The sequence below is a fragment of the Haemophilus parainfluenzae genome (assembly GCF_036288925.1).
Lineage (GTDB): Bacteria > Pseudomonadota > Gammaproteobacteria > Enterobacterales > Pasteurellaceae > Haemophilus_D.
Window position 1 is genome coordinate 1555035 of the sequence record NZ_CP127167.1, and the last position, 19764, is coordinate 1574798.

The following is a 19764-nucleotide window of genomic DNA, read 5'->3' on the forward strand; positions in this document are numbered from 1 at the left end:
AAGGATTGTTGGGTATTACGCGGCTTTTTTGCTTTGATATTTCATAATAAACAGAGCAAATACGGCTGCGATGAGTAAGATTGCTTGTGGGATTAGGGTTTCCATATAAGGATAAATACCTAACCACGAAATTTCAGGCACACCGCTAATCAGCGTTGGCTCGAAAAGTTTGCCTTCAATGAGTTCTAAAACAGATTTACCGGCGAATACAAAGGCCATTAAATACATGAAAGAACCCGTGAACATAAAGAATGGTTTAAGCGGTAATTTCACCACGGTATAACGCATCACGAAGTAGCAAATGGTGAGAATAATTACACCGACAATGATACCTGCGAAAAGATAGATAAAACTGACCGCACTTTTCGCATCACCCACGAGGGCATAGTAGAACAATACGGTTTCTGCCCCTTCACGATATACGGCTAAGAAACTGGTAAGCCATAAGCCGATGAGTGAGCCAGTAGTGAGGGCAGTTGAGAGTTTGCCTTCTAAATAACGTTTCCAGTTTTGTGCTTCGACTTTGGACAATAACCAGTAGCTCATCATAAAGAGCATGACTACAGCAAAAATCATCGTAAAGCCTTCGAGCAATTCGCGGTTTTGACCGGAATTTTCAAAGATAAGTTGGAAGATAAATGCGGTAACCACACTGGCAATTAATGCCACATAAACAGATTGGCGGATAACTGGCAATTTATCTTGGTGGTTATTTTTAATTAAGTAAGTCACGATAGCCGCAACAATTAATAAGGCTTCCAAACCTTCACGAAGAATGATTAAAAGGCTATATAAGAACATAGACCAATCACTTTGTTCTCCGCCCTGTAACATATCAACCGCTTTAGTTAGATTCAGGTCTAAACCATCAGCTTGCGCTTGTAACTTATCACTTTGTTCAGCTTTCATTAAGCTGACTAGACGGGTAAAGTAGCCTTCAAGTTCCGCTTTAAAGTTGCTATCACGAGAGCCAATTTTGTTCTCCATACCACTGCTTTCAAACACATCAAAATAGGTGTCTTGTACAGAAAGAATTGCTTTTTTGCTTTCACCTTGTTGATAGAGCGCAATAGCTTGTTGAATACGTTGGTTGATCTCTTGTTTAATCTTATTCCAATCTTGCTCTTGTTGATTATCTGTTGCTTGCTGCGCTGCATTGGATTGAACATTTTGTTCTTCACGTGTCGTTGGCAGGTTAGGCAAGTTTTCTTCAATATCTTGTAATAATTGCGTACTTTGATAACCAATCTCTGTGATTTGATCGGTTTGTTCACTTAAACGGATGATGTTGTAAAACTGTTGATTAATCGCCGCTGAAGTTTCTGCAGAGCGATTTTGGCGAATGGACATTTCCATTTCTGAATTTTTATAGCCATCGTATTGCGCTTGTTGGAACAATTTTTTCGCGTTAGCGAGATCACCATTTTGATACGCTTCGAGCCCTTGAGCGAGCAAATCATCAATGGTTTTAAAACTTTGTTGCCAATAAGGGGCAATCGCTTGATTATCATAAACACCATGTTGACCATCGGCATTGAGCTGATGACCTTCAATCAATGATGGCAACACTTCTTGTAATTCTTTTTTGAGCTGATCGATTTTAGCTTGAATCTCTTGTTGTGAACTGCCTTCACCGATCATTTTACGGATCTCACCAAAAGTCGCTTCCATTTGGTAACTTTTTTGTGCCGAGAAATTGATACGAATTGGACCTTCTAGATTTTCAAACACTTCAAAATAAGCCATTTGCACTTCAGTGCGAGCATCATCAGTATTACCTTGCTGGACAAGTTGAGCGGTTTTATCTAAGCGTGACGTAATATCATTAACCCACTGTTGGTAGTCGTCTTGTGCAAAGAGTGAAGAAGAGAAGGCGAGTGAAAAAATTAAAAAGAAAAATCGAATAGAACGGAATAGCATCGCCTATTTACCTCAAATGAAATTAATTCCTATTAATAATTATACTTTGATATCAGTAAAATGACAATGAATAATTCCTATTTTTGTGATGAAGATCAAAAAATTCACAAGAGTCAGAAATGTTTAGAGGACGGTTGTATGCTTAAAAGAATAAAGCGCCTTTGTTAGGCGCTTTATGGCGATATCAAAGTGCGGTCAAAAATAAGCGAGTTTATTGAGTGGGTGCGGCTTCTTCAACAGGCGCTTTATTATCTAACACATCCCATACACTTTCTTGTTTTGGTGATTCTGGTTGTTCAGGTTGTGGCGATTGTGTAGTCTGCGCCGCTGTAGCAGTTGCCGTACTCGTCGTTGGCGCAGACGCACAGAAGTTTTGATCTTTATTTATCCACACAGGGATTGTCCGACTGCTACCACAACTCCAACTGCCGTAAGCATTAATGCCAACCCATTTAATCGTAGAAGGTTGTCCGAGTTTTAGTTTTTCAATAACGACACGGTTTAAATAATCTTTATAGATTTGTAATGCACCTGAGGCTCCCGTCAATTTGGTTTCACCGTTATCATCACGACCTAGCCAAATGGTGCTGACATTTTTACCATCAATACCGACAAACCACGTATCACGGGCATCATTGGTGGTGCCTGTTTTACCTGCAAGACGAAGATCCGCGTAATCATTTTGTAAGCTACGCGCGGTACCACGTTCTACGGTTTGTTGCATCGCATACAAGGTTTGATAAGCCGCTTCTCTCGGTACCACTTGATCCGGCACCGTATTGTGTTCGTAAATAATATTCCCTTGGCGATCAGCAATGCTTTGAATGGTACTTAACTCAATTTTGCCACCTTGATTTGCAATGGTTTGATAGAGTTTGGTCACATCATAAGGTGAAATACTATAAGAACCAAGCAAGGTTGCAGGTACTTTTGGAATCGCTACATTATCCCAGCCCATGGCTTTTTGCGTATTGATCACTTTGCTTAAACCGACTTTCATCCCAATATTTACCGTTGGAATATTCATCGAGCGAGCAAGGGCATCCATCAACATCACCGAACCGCTGTATTTGCGATCGTAGTTACGAGGTTGCCAAGGTTGGCTACCTTTAACATAAATCGTGATTGGCTGGTTTTGAATTGGCGTATTTAAACGAAATTGTTCCGGATTCATCAGTGCGGTCAAATAAATGGATGGTTTTACCAAAGAACCAATTTGACGTTTTGACATTAACGCACGGTTAAATCCGGCATATTCTGTTTGTAATCCACCTACGACAGCACGTACTTCACCCAGGTGATAATCCGCCACAATCATGGCACCTTCAAGGTGTGGATTTTTGGTTTGTAGTTGTAAATGATTGACCGTATTCACCACAGCATTTTCAGCTTGTTCCTGTTGTTTTAAATCCATAGTGGAGAAAATACGCGCACCAAGTAGCGCAGAGGTTTTATTTTCCCCTAATTGACGGCGAAGATCGGCTTGCAATGTTTGAATGAAAGCAGGGTATTTACGAGAAATTTGACCTTTAGCTTGCACGCCTAATGGACGTTTACTCAACATCTCATACAACTCATCCCCAATCATTTGGTGATCAAGCATCAGTTTTAACACCACATTTCGGCGATCGAGTGCATATTGTGGATTTCGCCATGGATTATAAAGGGATGGACCTTTCACCATGCCGACTAAAAGGGCAATTTGGTCAAGGCTAATTTCACGGATGGAGCGACCAAAATAGAATTGGCTCGCCAACGCAAAACCGTGAATTTGAATATCACCATTTTGACCAAGGTAAATCTCGTTCAGATAGGTTTCTAAGATACGGTTTTTATCATATCGCCAATCTAACACCAATGACATTAAGGCTTCATTGGCTTTACGTGTCAGGGAACGTTCTCTGGATAAAAATAGGTTTTTAACTAATTGCTGAGTGAGTGTACTGCCGCCTTGAACCGTTTGACCAGCTTTAATATTGGCAATCATCGCTCGCACAATACCCACTGGATTAATCCCGTTATGCTCATAAAAGCGGCGATCCTCTGTGAGTAATAAGGTATCGATGAGTAAGCGAGGGTATTGTTGTAATGGGATCGCCAAACGATCTTCATTATCTGATTCCAACATGGCAATTAATTTAGGCGCAAGACGGAATTCATCAACGGCTTTTACGTTGACCAAGTCTTCAATACGAGAAAGTTTGTTATCGGTAAAACGTAAACGTAATACACGTTGTGGCTCTGGTTTGTCAGGATAAGGGAACGCACGACGAAGTAACACGATGGTATCCTCTTCGAGCTTAAAATCTCCCGGTGCTGCAATCATTGTGGTTTGACGGTATTCGTTATCGAGTAAGATTTGAATCACTTCGTCAAAAGAAAGGTTATCAGAAAGTTTTACGCTTTCTAAACGACTATACACTTCTGCCGGTAAACGCCAAATTTGGCCATCCATTTTTGAGCGAATTTGCCAGTCTAAATAGCCACCATAAAATACAGCAAGCGTCCCTAAAGTAAAGGCTGCTTTAGCTAAAAAGATTTTACAAGAACGTCGCTTATCTGGCGCTTGTGTTTCTTGTTGTTCAGGAGAGGTGTTTTCCGTTTCCGACATAATAGTTAGCTTCAGAGAATGAGGTTAAGCAATAAATTCAAAATAGGCATTAAGAAAGTGGATGAAGTCTGTTGTACCGCAGAAGGCGATGCTTTCTTCATCATAATAATGGAAGTCGTCTTCTAAAATTTCATCTGTTTCAATCGCAAGGTTATTGGCGCGAATCATCACTTCATCGGTATTGATAAAAAGGGTGTATTCTGAACCAATTAACGTGACTTCATCATTATTTTTAATCTGCTCACAGGCAGAAAGTGCGGTCAAAAACGCTTGAGGATTTGACCGCACTTCTGAATTAAACCAATTGGCTAGCGCAATGTGTTCCATTGAACATTTGGCGTGCACATTGCCTAGATAATAGGTAAATTGAAAATCCATATTAAATGCTGAATGACGAACCGCAACCACAGGTGCTGGTTGCATTAGGATTGTTCACCACAAAACGAGAACCTTCTAAGCCTTCAGTGTAATCCACAGTACCGCCAATTAAGTATTGTAAACTCATTGGGTCAATCACTAATTGCACACCGGATTTTTCAATAGTTAAGTCACCTTCATTAACTTTATCATCAAAGGTAAAACCATATTGGAAACCACTACAGCCACCACCGGTGATGTACACGCGTAATTTTAATTCGTTGTTTTCTTCTTCGCTAATTAAACTTTTTACTTTATTGGCTGCCGCATCAGTAAAAGTTAGCGGCACGGCCATATCTAAATCTGACATATCTCTATCCCCACTTTCCTAAAAATAATCCTTGTATTATCTAATAACCTGTTAATTCATTCAAGATTTTTCACGGAATTAGTGCTATTATATGCGAATAAATCAGAATTAAATAAGGAGAAATAATGGGCATTCCATTAAGAACGGAAGAAGAAATTGTTAAGTTGCGTGAAGCGTGTAAATTAGCGTCCGATGTTTTGGTCATGATCGAACCTTATGTCAAAGAAGGGGTGACCACAGGTGAATTAGATCGCATTTGTCATGATTACATGGTGAATGTACAAAAAGTGATTCCTGCTTGCTTAAATTATCATGGTTTCCCGAAAGCAACCTGTATTTCTATAAATGAAGTAGTTTGCCATGGTATTCCAAGCGACGATAAAAAATTAAAACAGGGCGATATTGTCAATATTGATGTGACCGTAATAAAAGATGGTTATTTCGGTGATAACTCTAAAATGTATGTCGTGGGAGAAACCAATATTCGTAGCCAAAAATTGGTTGAAGCGGCACAAGAAGCGCTTTATGTGGGATTACGTACGGTTAAGCCTGGTATTCGTTTAAATGAAATTGGTAAAGCGGTACAAAAATATACGGAAAGCCAAGGTTTTAGCGTGGTGCGTGAGTATTGCGGCCACGGTGTGGGAACTGAATTCCACTGCGAACCACAAGTGTTGCACTATTATGCTGACGATGGTGGTGTGATTTTAAAACCAGGTATGGTATTTACCATTGAACCAATGATCAATGCGGGTAAAAAAGAAGTGCGTTTAATGGGCGATGGTTGGACGGTAAAAACCAAAGACCGTAGCCATTCAGCGCAATATGAACACCAAATTGTGGTGACCGAAAATGGTTGTGAAGTGATGACAATTCGCGATGAAGAAATTGCGGAAGGCCGAATTCAACGTATAATGAATAATCTTTAAATTCAGCTAAAAGCCTACGATAGTGGGCTTTTTTTATAATTGTTTTGTTTGTGGAATACCTATGCTTTTTCCTTATCATTTCGATTCTCCACTCACGCCAAGTGCGGTCAAAATCCAGCGTGAAAATTTGAAGGAATTTGAACGTCAGCATTTTGCTGATTATTCCATTTTTAATCTGATCGCTAACCGAACACAGTTTTATGATGATTTGTTAAAACAGCTTTGGCAGCAATTTGAATTAGATAAAGCTCATCTCACCTTAATTGCAGTAGGAGGTTATGGCAGACAAGAAATCTTTCCTTTATCTGACCTAGATGTTCTTATTCTCTCAAAAGAAGAAAGAGAGTCTGAAACAGAAGAAAAAATTGCTCAGTTTGTGCAGTTCTTGTGGGATTGTGGATTCGACGTAGGGCATAGTGTTCGTTCTTTGGAAGAATGTGAAAAGGAAGGTAAACAAGACATTACCATTGCAACCAATTTGCTTGAGTCCCGTTATTTATCGGGAGATGTATCGCTTTTCAATGCGTTAGGTGAAATATTGAAAAAGCCAGATTTTTGGGCGGTAAAACCATTCTTTGATGCTAAAGTTCAAGAGCAAATTGAACGTTATCAGCGTTATCACAACACCAGTTACAATTTAGAACCTGATTTAAAATACAGTCCTGGTGGCTTGCGGGATCTTCACCTTTTATATTGGATCGCCTTACGTCATACCGGAGAAATGACCCTTGATGGCATTTTGGAAAGCGGCTTTATTTACCCATCAGAATACCAACAATTATTAGAAAGCCAAGAATTTTTATTCAAAGTGCGGTTCGCTTTACACTTGATTTTAAAACGTTATGACAACCGACTGCTGTTTGATCGTCAAATTAAAGTGAGCGAGAAGCTTGGTTTTGAAGGCGAGGGAAATCGTGGTGTCGAAAAAATGATGAAACGTTTTTTCCAAGCTTTACGCACGATTTCTCGTTTGACCGATATTCTAATTAAGCATTATAAAGCGCATTTTTTATCTTCAAACGGAGAGGAATCAGTTCACCATTTGGATGACGGTTTTGAAATAGTGAATCAAAGTTTGCGTTTACGTAAGGAAGACGTGTTTTTACGTTCACCGGATCGTATTTTGGATCTTTTTTTCTATCTTACGCAGCATGAACAAGCCGAAATTCATTCTTCAACATTACGCCAATTACAGATTGCGTTGGAAAGTTTGACACAGAAATTATGTGATATTCCTGAAGCAAGAGAGAAGTTTATTCTGTTATTTAATCAACCAAAAGCGATTCAGCGAGCATTCCTCCCAATGCACCAATATGGTGTGTTAACGGCTTATTTGCCACAATGGCAGGGGATTGAAGGCTTGATGCAATTTGATCTCTTCCATATTTACACGGTGGATGAGCATACCTTGCGAGTGATGTTGAAATTGGAAAGTTTTTTAGCCGAAGATGAGGCAGAATCACATCCTATTTGCCATCAAATATTTACTCAAATTCCTGACCGCACTTTGCTCTATGTTGCCGCACTTTTCCATGATATAGCGAAAGGGCGAGGGGGGGATCATGCGGAGTTAGGGGCTGAAGATATCGCTGACTTTGCTCGTTTGCATGGTTTTGATCGTCGAGAAATTGAAACAATGATCTGGTTGGTAAAAGAGCATTTGCTCATGTCAATTACCGCACAGCGTCGAGATATTCATGATCCGGAAGTCGTGATGAACTTTGCGGAAAATGTGCAAAATCGTGTTCGTTTAGATTATCTTACTTGCCTGACTGTTGCGGATATTTGTGCGACAAATTCGACTTTATGGAATAGTTGGAAACGTTCTTTGTTTGCTTCGTTGTATGATTATACGGCTCAACAATTCCGCCAAGGGATGGATTTGTTATTAGATAATGAAGAAAAAATCCTTGAAAATCGTCAATTGGCGTTGGCAATTTTATCCGAAGAACAACCAGAATTATCGGAAGAGAAAATTTCAGCGTTGTGGCAACATTGCCCATCTGATTATTTCTTACGAAATAGTCCAAAACAAATTGCGTGGCATACCGAGTTATTAGCTGAATTTGATGGTGAAGTACTCGTTAAAATCAGTAATTGTTTTTCTAGCGGTGGGACTGAAATTTTCGTTTATTGTCCCGATCAAGCTAATTTGTTTAATAAAGTGGCCTCAACCATTGGTGCGAAAAAATTCAGTATTCATGATGCGCAAATTTTGACATCCGATGATGGCTACGTATTCGACAGCTTTATCATCACAGAATTAAATGGTGAGTTGGTTCGTTCAGAACGTCGCCGAGAATTAGAGACGGTATTAACCTCTGTTTTATTAGGCGAAAAATTGCCGTCAATGTCTTTTGCAAATAATCGACAGTTGCAACACTTCACCGTAAAAACAGATGTACGTTTTTTGAAAGAAACTAAAAAAGAGCATACCGAATTAGAAGTAGTGGCTTTAGATAAACCCGGTTTATTGGCTCAAATTACTCAAATTTTTACCGAATTAAAACTTAATATTTGTAATGCAAAAATCACGACAGTAGGAGAAAAGGCAGAAGACTTTTTTATTTTAACAAATGAGAAAGGCACAGCATTAACCGAAGAGGAAAGAGGATTATTAGAAAACGTTCTCTATGAATGCTTATAATATGAAATAAAAAAGTGCGGTTAAATTTGATCTGCACCCCAAAAGTTGGACTCAACAAACCAACAATTGAGGTGCAGATTTTTTATGGGTAAACACTACACAATCGAATTTAAATTACAAATTCTTCAACCTATTTTGAATGGAAAAATGAGTATTAGAGAAGCAGCTCGTTTTTACAATATTCCTTCCAACGCCCTAGTCGGGACATGGTTGAAACGGTTTGAAAAAAGTGGCATAAAGGGACTTATTCCCCGTAAACCATCAGGACGACCGCCTATGAAACCTAAATATGCCAGAATGCCACCGCCACCCAAAACTGAAGAAGACCGTTTACGCCTGAGAATTTTACAGCTTGAAGCGGAGGTAGCCTACCTAAAGGAGTTGAGAAGGCTCAGACTTCAGGACGAAGCCGAGCAACGGAAATTATCCAAAGGTTAAGAACACGCTATCCGTTAAAATGGCTTTTAGGCTTTGCACAGTTAGCGCGTAGTACGTTTTTTGCGAAACTTCAGATTAAACCGGATAAGGATGAGGAGCTGAAAAAGGCCATTAAACGCATCAAAGCCAATCATCCTGATTATGGCTACCGACGTGTTCATGCCAGCTTGCCAGGCGTGAATCATAAAAAAGTTCAACGTTTAATGCAGACACTTGGGCTTCAAGTGCGGTCAAGAAAAAGCAAGAAATTTACCACCTATCGAGGCACGATAGGGGTAATTGCACCGAATCATCTTGAACGCGATTTTAGTGCAACGGCCCCGAAACAAAAATGGGTGACAGATATCACCGAGTTTAAGGCGAAAGATGGGAGTAAAGTCTATTTATCTCCAATTTTAGACTTATTTAACAATGAGATAGTCTCCTATAATCTCAGCTATTCCCCAAATTGGGCGCAAGTAGAGGACATGTTAATGCAAGCCGTCAAAGGATTAAATAAAGCTTGTGGTGTCATTTTACATTCAGACCAGGGATGGCAATATCAAATGGTAGCTTATCGTCGAATTTTAGCTGAACATGGCATCATTCAAAGTATGTCGAGAAAAGGGAATTGCTTGGACAATGCCGCAATGGAAAGTTTCTTTGGGCGATTAAAAACGGAATGTTTTTATGGTCGGGAATTTAAAACAAAAGAAGAGATAGTTGATGCTGTCAGAGATTATTTGGATTACTATAATCATCGACGGATTCAACTAAAATTAAAAGGACTGAGTCCGATACAATATCGAAAACAATCCTTTAAATAACAGTCTAACTTTTTGGGGTCAGATCAAATTTAACCGCACTTTTGCTATTTATTGAATATCTTTTTTAAGAAACAATACGAATAATTCAATAAGAGAAGGGTAGAATTGGCTTTTCAATTTTACTTTCTGACTTTGTTGTTGAAATAAATCCATCCAACTAAGTAAAACAATTTGTGCAAATTCTTTTTGTTTCTCGTTATTTTGATCTTCAATGAGCTTTATAAAAATACTCAATAGCACTCCAATATGATCACTTGGTTCATTCTGCGCTTTATTCACTTTGAGCTTGTAGTGTTGCATATAACCATCTACAAGTGAGAGTGCTTTTGAAAGTTCTTCATCTTGTAAATAAGCTGACATATAAGGAATTGCACTTAAGCTTCCTTCTAACAAGAAGCAATGAGTAAAATCTGCAGCAAGTTCAAGTTGATCGTATTGCAATGATTTTAGTGCATTACGCAATGCATCAACTTGCTGTGAAAAGCCCATTTCTCCTAAAAGCTCAAATAAGCTGTCGAAATGCCCATTTTGATAATAAGAAAGTTGCTCTTGGGTAAGCTCTTTGCTTAACAAAGAGCCCATCCATTGATAAATAAATGCTCGTTCTTGATTATCTAAATTAAGCATCTTCTATTGCTCCGCTAAAGCCATTTGGTTTTGGTGCAACGCCTTGGTATTTTTCGACATTGACTAAACAAGTATTAGCAGATACAGCTTGAGCAAGCATCGAGCTACCGATATCTAATGTCATGGTATTTGGGTCACCATAGGTATCAATTGCACCGATTTCAGCACCTTCTGGAGAGTACCATGCCCCTTCTTGTAAACGTACAACGCCACTTGGGAAGTTATCAGAGATATGCGCACCAACAATAGCTTGTCCACGGTCATTAAATACGCGTAGAAGATCACCATGTTGAATCCCTAATTTTTCTGCATCTTGTGGATTCATGAATAGTGGCTCACGTCCTTGAATGCTGTAGGTTTCTCTAAGCTCTTTAGACTCACAAAGTTGTGAGTGAAGACGTTTATCTGGGTGAACGGATTGTAGCCAGAATGCAAATTTATCTGAATTAGGGCCACCATGAGAACGCTCGGCTTTTTCAAACCACATTGGATGCCCTTTACAGTCGGAATAACCGAAACTCGCAATTTTATTACTGTAAATTTCAATAAAACCTGATGGGGTACCTAATGCATGCAGTTCTGGATCATCACGGAAATCAGCATGTCTTACCCAAGGTTTACCCTCTGGGAACATGACATAGCCTTTTTCCCAGAATTCTGCAAATGGAGGCATATCAAATTTGCCTTTGTTTTCTTTTCGGCAATCTTCATATAATTTTTCAACCCATTCCATTTCATCCATATTGCGACAATATTCTTTTTCTTTGCCAAAACGGCGGCAGAGTTCTTTAAAAATCTCGAAATCTGGTTTGGATTGATACAGTGGGTCAACTAATTTTTGCATTGCGATAATGCCACGGTTGCTATAAGAACCGTAGGCATCAATATCGTTACGCTCAAATGGCGTACAGGCTGGTAATACAATGTCGGAGAATCGACAAGTTGCAGTCCAACTGTAATTGATCGACACAATCGTTTCTAACGCTAAAAAGGCTTTTTTCATTTTATTGCGTTCAGACTGTCTATGCCACTGATTACAACCAGTAAAGATAGCCATTTTATAAGGTGCATAAACCACTTTGCTACCATTGTAGTTAATGGTTTCACCTGGATATAACAGCGAATCAGTGACACGGGCGCAAGGTAAAACTGCACTGTAGCCTTTATAGTCTGTATTATTATATTTTGGTGTTTGATCCTCATCTAAGTTTAATGGGAATGCACCAGGCATAGCCGCACCAGATTCTGGAATACCAATAGAGCTATAATGGTGAGCATAACTAATTCCACCACCAGGTAAGCCAATTTGACCTAACATCGCGGCTAAAACAGCACCTAACCAATAAGGTTGTTCACCATGTTGTTGACGTTGAATAGCCCAACCAAAAATAAGTTGAGTACGTTTGCCTGCAAGCATGTGGGCAAACTCACGAATGCGATCAGCACCCACGCCACAAATATTTGCTGCCCACTCTGGTGTTTTTTCAATGTGATCTTCAGTTTGACCAAGTAAGTACGGCACAAATTTTTCAAAACCAACGGTGTAAACATCAATAAATTTTTTATCGTATAGCCCTTTGGTGTAAAGCTCATGCGCAATAGCCAGCATAAACGGCACATCAGTTTGTGGGTTAATGTACTGTTGTTCACAATTTAAATAACGTTGTGTTTTCGTTTTAACAGGGTCAACGCTAATCACGTTAATTTGCTTATTCGCGATTTTTTCTTTTAACATTTCCAAGTAAGCATAGGCCTCATGGGTTTCACAGTTCCAACCTACTTGTAAGTTTTTAACCGGATCGCTTGCCCAGAAAATGATGTTTTGACTTTCTTTTAAGATAATTTCCCAAGAAGTACCTTGAGAATAAACCTCAGTTGAACCTAATACATAAGGCAAAATCACTTGACCGGCACCAGTTGAATAATCGCCCGCTGTGCTAACACTGTTTCCGTGCATCGCAATCGCACGAATCATATGGTTACCGCAGCTATGGAATTGTCCAGTTGAACGCCAACCTACGTTACCTGTATGTAATGCCCAAGGACCATAATTTTGCTGAATGCGTTCTAGTTCTTCGTAGAAGAGATCTAAGGCTTCATCCCAAGTGACACGAACAAAGCGGTTATCGCCACGAGAAGTGCGGTCGCTTTTTTCTTTATTTTTGAGCCAATCTAAACGTACCATAGGGTAGCGAATACGTGATTCGCTATAAATAAGCCCTTTGATACCATTGATCATTTCTGTTGGGTATTTATCTAACTCAAAAGGTTTTACATCAACGACTCGACCGTTTTCTACTTTGGCACGAATTGCCCCCCAGTGAGAGCCAGTAATTTTCCATTGAGTAATATCTTCATCTGTTGGTGTTTTTGCGACTAACCAACTAGGCATTGCGCACGCAGCACCCATAAGAGATATATTTTTTAAAAATTGACGACGTGTTTGTAACATAATGATATCTCCTATTTTCCTTCTTCTTTCTTAGGTGCGGTATCTGAAGCATGTAATTGTAAATAACGTAGGACTTCTTTACTGGTTGCTTCATCAATATTTGTGAAACCAACCATTCCTTTAAATAGACCAATCCAGGTGTTGGAATCAAAATGATCAACATGTGGCTGTCTATGACAAGTACTACATTGTGTTTTATAAACGTTTTCTGCCGCTTCCCATACGGTATTTACATCGCTAATTAATTGATTTTTTGCAATCCATACCGGTAATTTCACTTTTTGCCAAGTTAAGCCCGTTAATGGATCTTCTTTGGTTTCTAAGACGGTATATTGCGGTTCAGACTGCATAAATTCTTTTGTTAATACCGCATCAGTAATATTTTTACCAAATTGGTTATACCAAATGCGTCCAAATCCTTTGTCTTTACGCCACATCACCAATTCAACAAGATCACCTTTATCGGTGGATTTTACTGCATTAACTGGAGCGGCTGTTTCGAGATGACCGATATTTTGAGTCAACGATTCATCTGCAAATAATGGCACAATGGCTTTCGCATAGTATTGTTGAGATGGTTTAATATCACTCACTACGAATGCTTCAAATTTAGATGTGTTGCCAGCATCTGCTTTTTTAGCTGGTAAGTGGTGAGCGATACCTTTATGACAATCGACACAGCTTTGATTACGTTCTGCAGCTGGTTTCATGGCTTTTTGTGCCGCTTTAGACATTTTTTCAAAGTTCATGCGATCGTAACTATGGCAATTTTTACACTCTTTAGAGCCATTTGCAGCAAATCTCGCCCATTCGCGTTCTGCCATTTCTGCGCGATGTTCTTCAAAAGAGCCTTCTTCATTATATTTACCGCTCAATTCTGCCAATACTTCGCGGCTTGCTTGCATTTTACGTGCATATTTTGCGGTTTTGTCATGTGGCAAGTGACAATCAGGGCAGGTTGCACGTACGCCACTGTTATTGCTCCAATGTACAGTTTGTTTAAGTTCTTCAAGAGGTGTTTCCATTGAATGGCAACTCACACAAAACTCTTCTGTGCTTGTCGCATCCATGACATTATTAAATTGTTGCCAAGCAATTGCACCTGCTATAAAACCAAGCGTAACGAGTACACCAAGTCCAATTCGGTTAGATGGTTTCAGAAAAAATGACTTTATTTGTTTTTTCATTTTTGGCTCCTTATATTGACTAAGCGGTTGGTAAACCAATTACATATAATTGTAAGAACCAGACAATAAAGCCATATAACCCCACACTCATTGCCATACCTAAAGGTAAAATAATAAATAATAAAAGTAGTAATTTTGAGATATCGCTTCTCATTGATGATTGATTCATCGCTCCCCCCCCTATATGTTCATATTTACATACTTATTTTTAATTAGCGGGCAATATTATCATACGCTAGTGAAAAAAAAGTGATTTATATCAAACTTTATTGATTAAATAGAATTTGCATCCTTCTTTTGGGTAAAAGACGTTTTTTTATACTTTAAGTGTTTTTAGAGCAGAGAAGGGATAGTTGAGAAAATAAAAAATGCTGATTTTCTATAAAAATCAGCACTTCATTAGTTTGGCTAAAATACGGTGAAAATTAACCGCACTTTTATATTTTAAGCCACTGCTGCAAATGCAATATCAGCGGCAGCAAGCGTTTTTTCAATGTCTTCATTTGTATGTGCTAAAGACATAAAGCCCGCTTCAAAAGCAGAAGGCGCAAAATAAACGCCTTGATCGAGCATTTTATGGAAGAACACTTTGAATTTTTCGGTATCACATTTCATGACTTCTGCATAAGAGGTAACTTGTTTTTGGTCAGTGAAGAAAATGCCAAACATGCCGCCTACATGATTAATCACAAATGGCACATTATGTTTTTGAGCTAATGCTTTTAAGCCATCACAAAGTTTTGTGGTTAATTCTGCAAGGTGTTGCTCGTTACCTGCTTTTTTCAATTCAGTTAAACAGGCTAAACCTGCCGCCATTGCAATCGGGTTACCAGAAAGGGTACCCGCTTGGTAAACCGGACCGGTCGGTGCAAGGTGTTGCATAATCACTTTTTTACCACCCACTGCACCAACAGGCATACCGCCGCCAATGACTTTCCCTAATGTAGTGAGATCTGGTGTGACTCCATAATAAGCTTGTGCACCTGCAAGTGAAACACGGAAACCCGTCATGACTTCATCAATAATGAAAAGTGCACCATATTGGTCACAAATTTCACGAATGCCTTGTAAGAAACCTTCTTTTGGTGGAATACAGTTCATGTTGCCTGCGACAGGTTCAATAATCACACAAGCGATGTCGTTAGGAAATTCTTCAAATAATTTTTTAACAGAATCAAGATTGTTATATTCTGCTGTTAATGTATGTTTTGCAAAATCTTCAGGCACACCTGGTGAGCTTGGTTGACCAAGTGTTAACGCCCCCGATCCTGCTTTTACTAGAAGTGAATCAGAATGGCCGTGGTAACAACCTTCAAATTTTAAGATTTTGCTTCTATTTGTATAACCACGCGCAAGACGGATTGCTGTCATGGTTGCTTCAGTACCTGAACTTACCATACGAACCATTTCAATAGATGGCACAATTTCACAGACTAATTCCGCTAAATCAATTTCAGAGGGGGTTGGTGCACCAAAGCTTAAACCATTCTCCGCTGCTTTTAATACAGCATCTAAAATAGCAGGGTGGTTGTGACCTAAAATCATAGGCCCCCAAGAACCCACATAATCGATATATTGTTTGCCTTCAGTATCGTAAATATAAGCGCCTTTGGCTTTTTGAATGAATACAGGTGTACCACCTACGCCTTTAAAGGCACGAACAGGAGAGTTTACGCCACCAGGAATAACTTCTTGTGCACGAGAGAAAAGTGCGGTTGATTTTGTCATGATTTGAATCCTTATATTAATAGTAAGCATATTGTACTAAAAAACTGAATTTGAGAAAAATCTTTGTGTGCTGATTTTTCTTTATGTTATCCTTTGCAAAAAAATTTTTAGGATAAAAACTATGCTAAGTCTTATTGTAACTTTCTTAGGGGCATTTTTAACCTTGATTGTGATGCGACCAATTGCGAATAAAATTGGCTTGGTTGATAAACCAAATTATCGTAAGCGTCACCAAGGTGCGATCCCACTGATTGGCGGTGTTTCTCTTTTTATGGGAAACCTTTGCTATTATTTAATGGAGTGGGATCAACTTCGTTTACCTTATCTTTATATATTCAGTATCTTTATTCTACTCGCAATCGGTATCTTAGATGACCGCTTTGATATTAGCCCTTTCTTACGTGCAGGGATTCAAGCGGTTCTTGCGATTTTAATGATCGATTTAGGTAATGTTTATTTAGATCATTTAGGCCAAATTCTCGGGCCGTTCCAATTAACGCTTGGTTCTATCGGATTGATTATTACCGTATTTGCCACGATCGCAATTATTAACGCCTTTAATATGATTGATGGTATTGATGGATTGCTAGGTGGGTTGTCTATTGTTTCATTTGCTGCTATTGGTATCTTGATGTTCCGTGATGGACAAATGGATATGGCATATTGGAGTTTTGGTTTAATTGTCGCGATTCTGCCTTACTTATTATTAAACTTAGGGATTCCGTTCGGACCAAAATATAAAGTGTTCATGGGCGATGCAGGAAGTACTTTAATCGGCTTTACGATTATTTGGATTCTACTTTTAAGTACGCAAGGAAAAGGACATCCGATGAATCCAGTGACCGCACTTTGGATTATTGCTGTTCCTTTAATTGATATGGTGGCCATCATTTATCGCCGTTTACGCAAAGGAAAAAGTCCATTCCGCCCGGATCGCTTACACGTACACCACTTAATGGTTCGTGCTGGATTAACCTCTCGCCAAGCCTTTTTATTAATTACTTTCTTTGCGGCCATTTGTGCCACAATCGGGATTTTAGGCGAAGTCTTCTATATTAATGAATGGGCAATGTTTATTGCGTTTATTGTATTATTCTTCCTTTATGCTTATTCAATTACAAAAGCATGGAAAATCACCCGTTGGGTACGAAGAATGAAACGTCGCGCACGTCGTAACAAGCAATAAATGAAATAAAGAGGATAGCAATTTGCTATCCTTTTTTACGTTTTAGCATTAAAAATAAACGAATGCATAATAAATTCTATACAAATTGAACAAAAATTTATCTTTTGATATTTTTTTTCAAAAAAGTGCTAGACAAGATATTTGTAAATCATTAATATACGCCCCGCAACGACGCAGTAACGCGTTCGTAGCTCAGTTGGATAGAGCGTTGGCCTCCGGAGCCAAAGGTCGCAAGTTCGAATCTTGTCGAGCGCGCCAGAAGTCAATGCGATGAACAACAAATCAATGGTGGCTATAGCTCAGTTGGTAGAGCCCTGGATTGTGATTCCAGTTGTCGTGGGTTCGAATCCCATTAGCCACCCCATTTCTCTTGGTTGAGAAATCTGACGGCGAGTAGCGCAGCTTGGTAGCGCAACTGGTTTGGGACCAGTGGGTCGTAGGTTCAAATCCTATCTCGCCGACCAATTTATTTTTTTTGCTCTTTAACAATGTATCAGACAATCTGTGTGGGCACTTGTTGATTGACTTGTTTTAAAAATATTTTTTAATTTTGAAGTCTTAATAGGTGCTAACTAGAAATTCATTATACTTTATTAAGTAGTGACATTTTATGTCAGCAGTATTGAGCGATTGAACTTGAATTGAAGAGTTTGATCATGGCTCAGATTGAACGCTGGCGGCAGGCTTAACACATGCAAGTCGAACGGTAACATAGAGAAGCTTGCTTCTTTGATGACGAGTGGCGGACGGGTGAGTAATGCTTGGGAATCTGGCTTATGGAGGGGGATAACTACGGGAAACTGTAGCTAATACCGCGTAATATCGAAAGATTAAAGTGTGGGACCTTCGGGCCACATGCCATAGGATGAGCCCAAGTGGGATTAGGTAGTTGGTGAGGTAAAGGCTCACCAAGCCGACGATCTCTAGCTGGTCTGAGAGGATGACCAGCCACACTGGGACTGAGACACGGCCCAGACTCCTACGGGAGGCAGCAGTGGGGAATATTGCGCAATGGGGGCAACCCTGACGCAGCCATGCCGCGTGAATGAAGAAGGCCTTCGGGTTGTAAAGTTCTTTCGGTAGCGAGGAAGGTGGTTAGTTTAATAGGCTAGCCAATTGACGTTAACTACAGAAGAAGCACCGGCTAACTCCGTGCCAGCAGCCGCGGTAATACGGAGGGTGCGAGCGTTAATCGGAATAACTGGGCGTAAAGGGCACGCAGGCGGACTTTTAAGTGAGGTGTGAAAGCCCCGGGCTTAACCTGGGAATTGCATTTCAGACTGGGAGTCTAGAGTACTTTAGGGAGGGGTAGAATTCCACGTGTAGCGGTGAAATGCGTAGAGATGTGGAGGAATACCGAAGGCGAAGGCAGCCCCTTGGGAATGTACTGACGCTCATGTGCGAAAGCGTGGGGAGCAAACAGGATTAGATACCCTGGTAGTCCACGCTGTAAACGATGTCGATTTGGGGGTTGAACTTTGAGTTTGGCGCCCGTAGCTAACGTGATAAATCGACCGCCTGGGGAGTACGGCCGCAAGGTTAAAACTCAAATGAATTGACGGGGGCCCGCACAAGCGGTGGAGCATGTGGTTTAATTCGATGCAACGCGAAGAACCTTACCTACTCTTGACATCCAGAGAACATTCCAGAGATGGAATGGTGCCTTCGGGAACTCTGAGACAGGTGCTGCATGGCTGTCGTCAGCTCGTGTTGTGAAATGTTGGGTTAAGTCCCGCAACGAGCGCAACCCTTATCCTTTGTTGCCAGCGATTCGGTCGGGAACTCAAAGGAGACTGCCGGTGATAAACCGGAGGAAGGTGGGGATGACGTCAAGTCATCATGGCCCTTACGAGTAGGGCTACACACGTGCTACAATGGCGTATACAGAGGGAAGCGAGAGTGCGAGCTGGAGCGAATCTCACAAAGTACGTCTAAGTCCGGATTGGAGTCTGCAACTCGACTCCATGAAGTCGGAATCGCTAGTAATCGCAAATCAGAATGTTGCGGTGAATACGTTCCCGGGCCTTGTACACACCGCCCGTCACACCATGGGAGTGGGTTGTACCAGAAGTAGATAGCTTAACCTTTTGGAGGGCGTTTACCACGGTATGATTCATGACTGGGGTGAAGTCGTAACAAGGTAACCGTAGGGGAACCTGCGGTTGGATCACCTCCTTACTAAAAATGAGAGACAATAAGTGTCCACACAGATTGATTGATATATTGTAGACAATATCGAGCAGAAAGCCGTTATTCCCTTGGGTCTGTAGCTCAGGTGGTTAGAGCGCACCCCTGATAAGGGTGAGGTCGGTGGTTCAAGTCCACTCAGACCCACCACTCAAACTGAGTGAGTGATGAAGGTGAATAGGGTGGTAAATAAACGATGATATGGGGATATAGCTCAGCTGGGAGAGCGCCTGCCTTGCACGCAGGAGGTCAGCGGTTCGATCCCGCTTATCTCCACCACTTATCATCGTTAAGTAAATTGACTGATTTAATGCTTAAA

At 40.2% G+C, this 19764-nt stretch carries 14 protein-coding genes, 5 tRNA genes and 1 rRNA gene; 11 read left to right on the top strand and 9 right to left on the bottom strand.

Annotated features, from left to right (window positions below; translation table 11 throughout):
• Positions 1-15 precede the first annotated feature (15 nt).
• The 4 genes from QQS40_RS07930 to erpA all read right to left on the bottom strand — a co-directional run bounded on the left by QQS40_RS07930 (position 16) and on the right by erpA (position 5258).
• Positions 16-1920, bottom strand: coding sequence for an FTR1 family protein (locus QQS40_RS07930; RefSeq protein WP_289902080.1), 1905 nt, complete (start codon positions 1918-1920; stop codon positions 16-18).
• Positions 1921-2131: 211 nt separating this feature from the next.
• Positions 2132-4531 (bottom strand): penicillin-binding protein 1B, encoded by a 2400-nt coding sequence (gene mrcB, locus QQS40_RS07935; protein WP_329504704.1) that lies wholly within the window; start codon positions 4529-4531, stop codon positions 2132-2134.
• Positions 4532-4555: 24 nt separating this feature from the next.
• Entirely contained in the window at positions 4556-4909 is a 354-nt protein-coding gene (locus QQS40_RS07940; RefSeq protein ID WP_172622034.1) for a YacL family protein, read from the bottom strand.
• A 1-nt stretch (position 4910) separates the two neighbouring features.
• Positions 4911-5258 (bottom strand): iron-sulfur cluster insertion protein ErpA, encoded by a 348-nt coding sequence (gene erpA, locus QQS40_RS07945; RefSeq protein ID WP_049357392.1) that lies wholly within the window; start codon positions 5256-5258, stop codon positions 4911-4913.
• 125 nt (positions 5259-5383) lie between these two features.
• Between erpA and map the strand changes: the two genes are divergently transcribed.
• The 4 genes from map (at position 5384) to QQS40_RS07965 (ending at position 10078) form a co-directional block, all read left to right on the top strand.
• Positions 5384-6187 (top strand): type I methionyl aminopeptidase, encoded by an 804-nt coding sequence (map, locus tag QQS40_RS07950; protein WP_128787403.1) that lies wholly within the window; start codon positions 5384-5386, stop codon positions 6185-6187.
• A 61-nt stretch (positions 6188-6248) separates the two neighbouring features.
• Complete coding sequence (gene glnD, locus QQS40_RS07955; protein ID WP_329504706.1) at positions 6249-8834, top strand: bifunctional uridylyltransferase/uridylyl-removing protein GlnD; 2586 nt, start codon at positions 6249-6251, stop codon at positions 8832-8834.
• An 84-nt stretch (positions 8835-8918) separates the two neighbouring features.
• Complete coding sequence (locus tag QQS40_RS07960) at positions 8919-9272, top strand: helix-turn-helix domain-containing protein (protein WP_128787400.1); 354 nt, start codon at positions 8919-8921, stop codon at positions 9270-9272.
• Positions 9260-10078 (top strand): IS3 family transposase, encoded by an 819-nt coding sequence (locus QQS40_RS07965; protein WP_253257864.1) that lies wholly within the window; start codon positions 9260-9262, stop codon positions 10076-10078. The genes QQS40_RS07960 and QQS40_RS07965 overlap by 13 nt, the downstream gene beginning before the upstream one ends.
• A 48-nt stretch (positions 10079-10126) precedes the next feature.
• On the opposite strand, the gene torD is transcribed toward QQS40_RS07965, so the two are convergent.
• The 5 genes from torD to hemL all read right to left on the bottom strand — a co-directional run bounded on the left by torD (position 10127) and on the right by hemL (position 16072).
• Entirely contained in the window at positions 10127-10705 is a 579-nt protein-coding gene (gene torD, locus QQS40_RS07970; RefSeq protein WP_289902083.1) for a molecular chaperone TorD, read from the bottom strand.
• Positions 10698-13157: a trimethylamine-N-oxide reductase TorA gene (gene torA / locus QQS40_RS07975; RefSeq protein WP_297569179.1), complete on the bottom strand. Its 2460-nt coding sequence runs from the start codon at positions 13155-13157 to the stop codon at positions 10698-10700. The genes torD and torA overlap by 8 nt, the downstream gene beginning before the upstream one ends.
• A gap of 11 nt (positions 13158-13168) precedes the next feature.
• Positions 13169-14344, bottom strand: a complete 1176-nt coding sequence (gene torC / locus QQS40_RS07980) for a pentaheme c-type cytochrome TorC (RefSeq protein ID WP_289902085.1) — start codon at positions 14342-14344, stop codon at positions 13169-13171.
• Between the two features lie 19 nt (positions 14345-14363).
• Positions 14364-14498: a hypothetical protein gene (locus QQS40_RS07985; RefSeq protein ID WP_049368002.1), complete on the bottom strand. Its 135-nt coding sequence runs from the start codon at positions 14496-14498 to the stop codon at positions 14364-14366.
• A 290-nt stretch (positions 14499-14788) separates the two neighbouring features.
• Positions 14789-16072 (bottom strand): glutamate-1-semialdehyde 2,1-aminomutase, encoded by a 1284-nt coding sequence (hemL, locus tag QQS40_RS07990; protein ID WP_289902086.1) that lies wholly within the window; start codon positions 16070-16072, stop codon positions 14789-14791.
• Positions 16073-16193: 121 nt separating this feature from the next.
• On the opposite strand from hemL, the gene wecA reads away from it, so the two are divergent.
• From wecA to QQS40_RS08025, 7 genes are all read left to right on the top strand, one after another.
• The gene (gene wecA, locus QQS40_RS07995; RefSeq protein ID WP_049365564.1) at positions 16194-17258 is read left to right on the top strand and encodes a UDP-N-acetylglucosamine--undecaprenyl-phosphate N-acetylglucosaminephosphotransferase; all 1065 of its coding nucleotides are present in this window, start codon (positions 16194-16196) and stop codon (positions 17256-17258) included.
• A 181-nt stretch (positions 17259-17439) separates the two neighbouring features.
• Positions 17440-17516 (top strand) — tRNA-Arg (locus QQS40_RS08000).
• A gap of 30 nt (positions 17517-17546) precedes the next feature.
• Positions 17547-17622, top strand: a tRNA-His gene (locus tag QQS40_RS08005).
• A 23-nt stretch (positions 17623-17645) separates the two neighbouring features.
• Positions 17646-17722 (top strand) — tRNA-Pro (locus QQS40_RS08010).
• Positions 17723-17896: 174 nt separating this feature from the next.
• A 16S ribosomal RNA gene (locus QQS40_RS08015) occupies positions 17897-19436 on the top strand.
• A gap of 82 nt (positions 19437-19518) precedes the next feature.
• Positions 19519-19595 (top strand) — tRNA-Ile (locus QQS40_RS08020).
• A gap of 53 nt (positions 19596-19648) precedes the next feature.
• Positions 19649-19724: transfer RNA gene (locus QQS40_RS08025), tRNA-Ala, on the top strand.
• Positions 19725-19764: the final 40 nt, after the last annotated feature.

What these genes read in the sequence shown, in the direction of transcription:
- QQS40_RS07930 (WP_289902080.1), bottom strand. Translation starts at nt 1,920, where the DNA reads ATGCTATTCCGTTCTATTCGATTTTTCTTTTTAATTTTTTCACTCGCC.
- mrcB (WP_329504704.1), bottom strand. Translation starts at nt 4,531, where the DNA reads ATGTCGGAAACGGAAAACACCTCTCCTGAACAACAAGAAACACAAGCG.
- QQS40_RS07940 (WP_172622034.1), bottom strand. Translation starts at nt 4,909, where the DNA reads ATGGATTTTCAATTTACCTATTATCTAGGCAATGTGCACGCCAAATGT.
- erpA (WP_049357392.1), bottom strand. Translation starts at nt 5,258, where the DNA reads ATGTCAGATTTAGATATGGCCGTGCCGCTAACTTTTACTGATGCGGCA.
- map (WP_128787403.1), top strand. Translation starts at nt 5,384, where the DNA reads ATGGGCATTCCATTAAGAACGGAAGAAGAAATTGTTAAGTTGCGTGAA.
- glnD (WP_329504706.1), top strand. Translation starts at nt 6,249, where the DNA reads ATGCTTTTTCCTTATCATTTCGATTCTCCACTCACGCCAAGTGCGGTC.
- QQS40_RS07960 (WP_128787400.1), top strand. Translation starts at nt 8,919, where the DNA reads ATGGGTAAACACTACACAATCGAATTTAAATTACAAATTCTTCAACCT.
- torD (WP_289902083.1), bottom strand. Translation starts at nt 10,705, where the DNA reads ATGCTTAATTTAGATAATCAAGAACGAGCATTTATTTATCAATGGATG.
- torA (WP_297569179.1), bottom strand. Translation starts at nt 13,157, where the DNA reads ATGTTACAAACACGTCGTCAATTTTTAAAAAATATATCTCTTATGGGT.
- torC (WP_289902085.1), bottom strand. Translation starts at nt 14,344, where the DNA reads ATGAAAAAACAAATAAAGTCATTTTTTCTGAAACCATCTAACCGAATT.
- QQS40_RS07985 (WP_049368002.1), bottom strand. Translation starts at nt 14,498, where the DNA reads ATGAGAAGCGATATCTCAAAATTACTACTTTTATTATTTATTATTTTA.
- hemL (WP_289902086.1), bottom strand. Translation starts at nt 16,072, where the DNA reads ATGACAAAATCAACCGCACTTTTCTCTCGTGCACAAGAAGTTATTCCT.
- wecA (WP_049365564.1), top strand. Translation starts at nt 16,194, where the DNA reads ATGCTAAGTCTTATTGTAACTTTCTTAGGGGCATTTTTAACCTTGATT.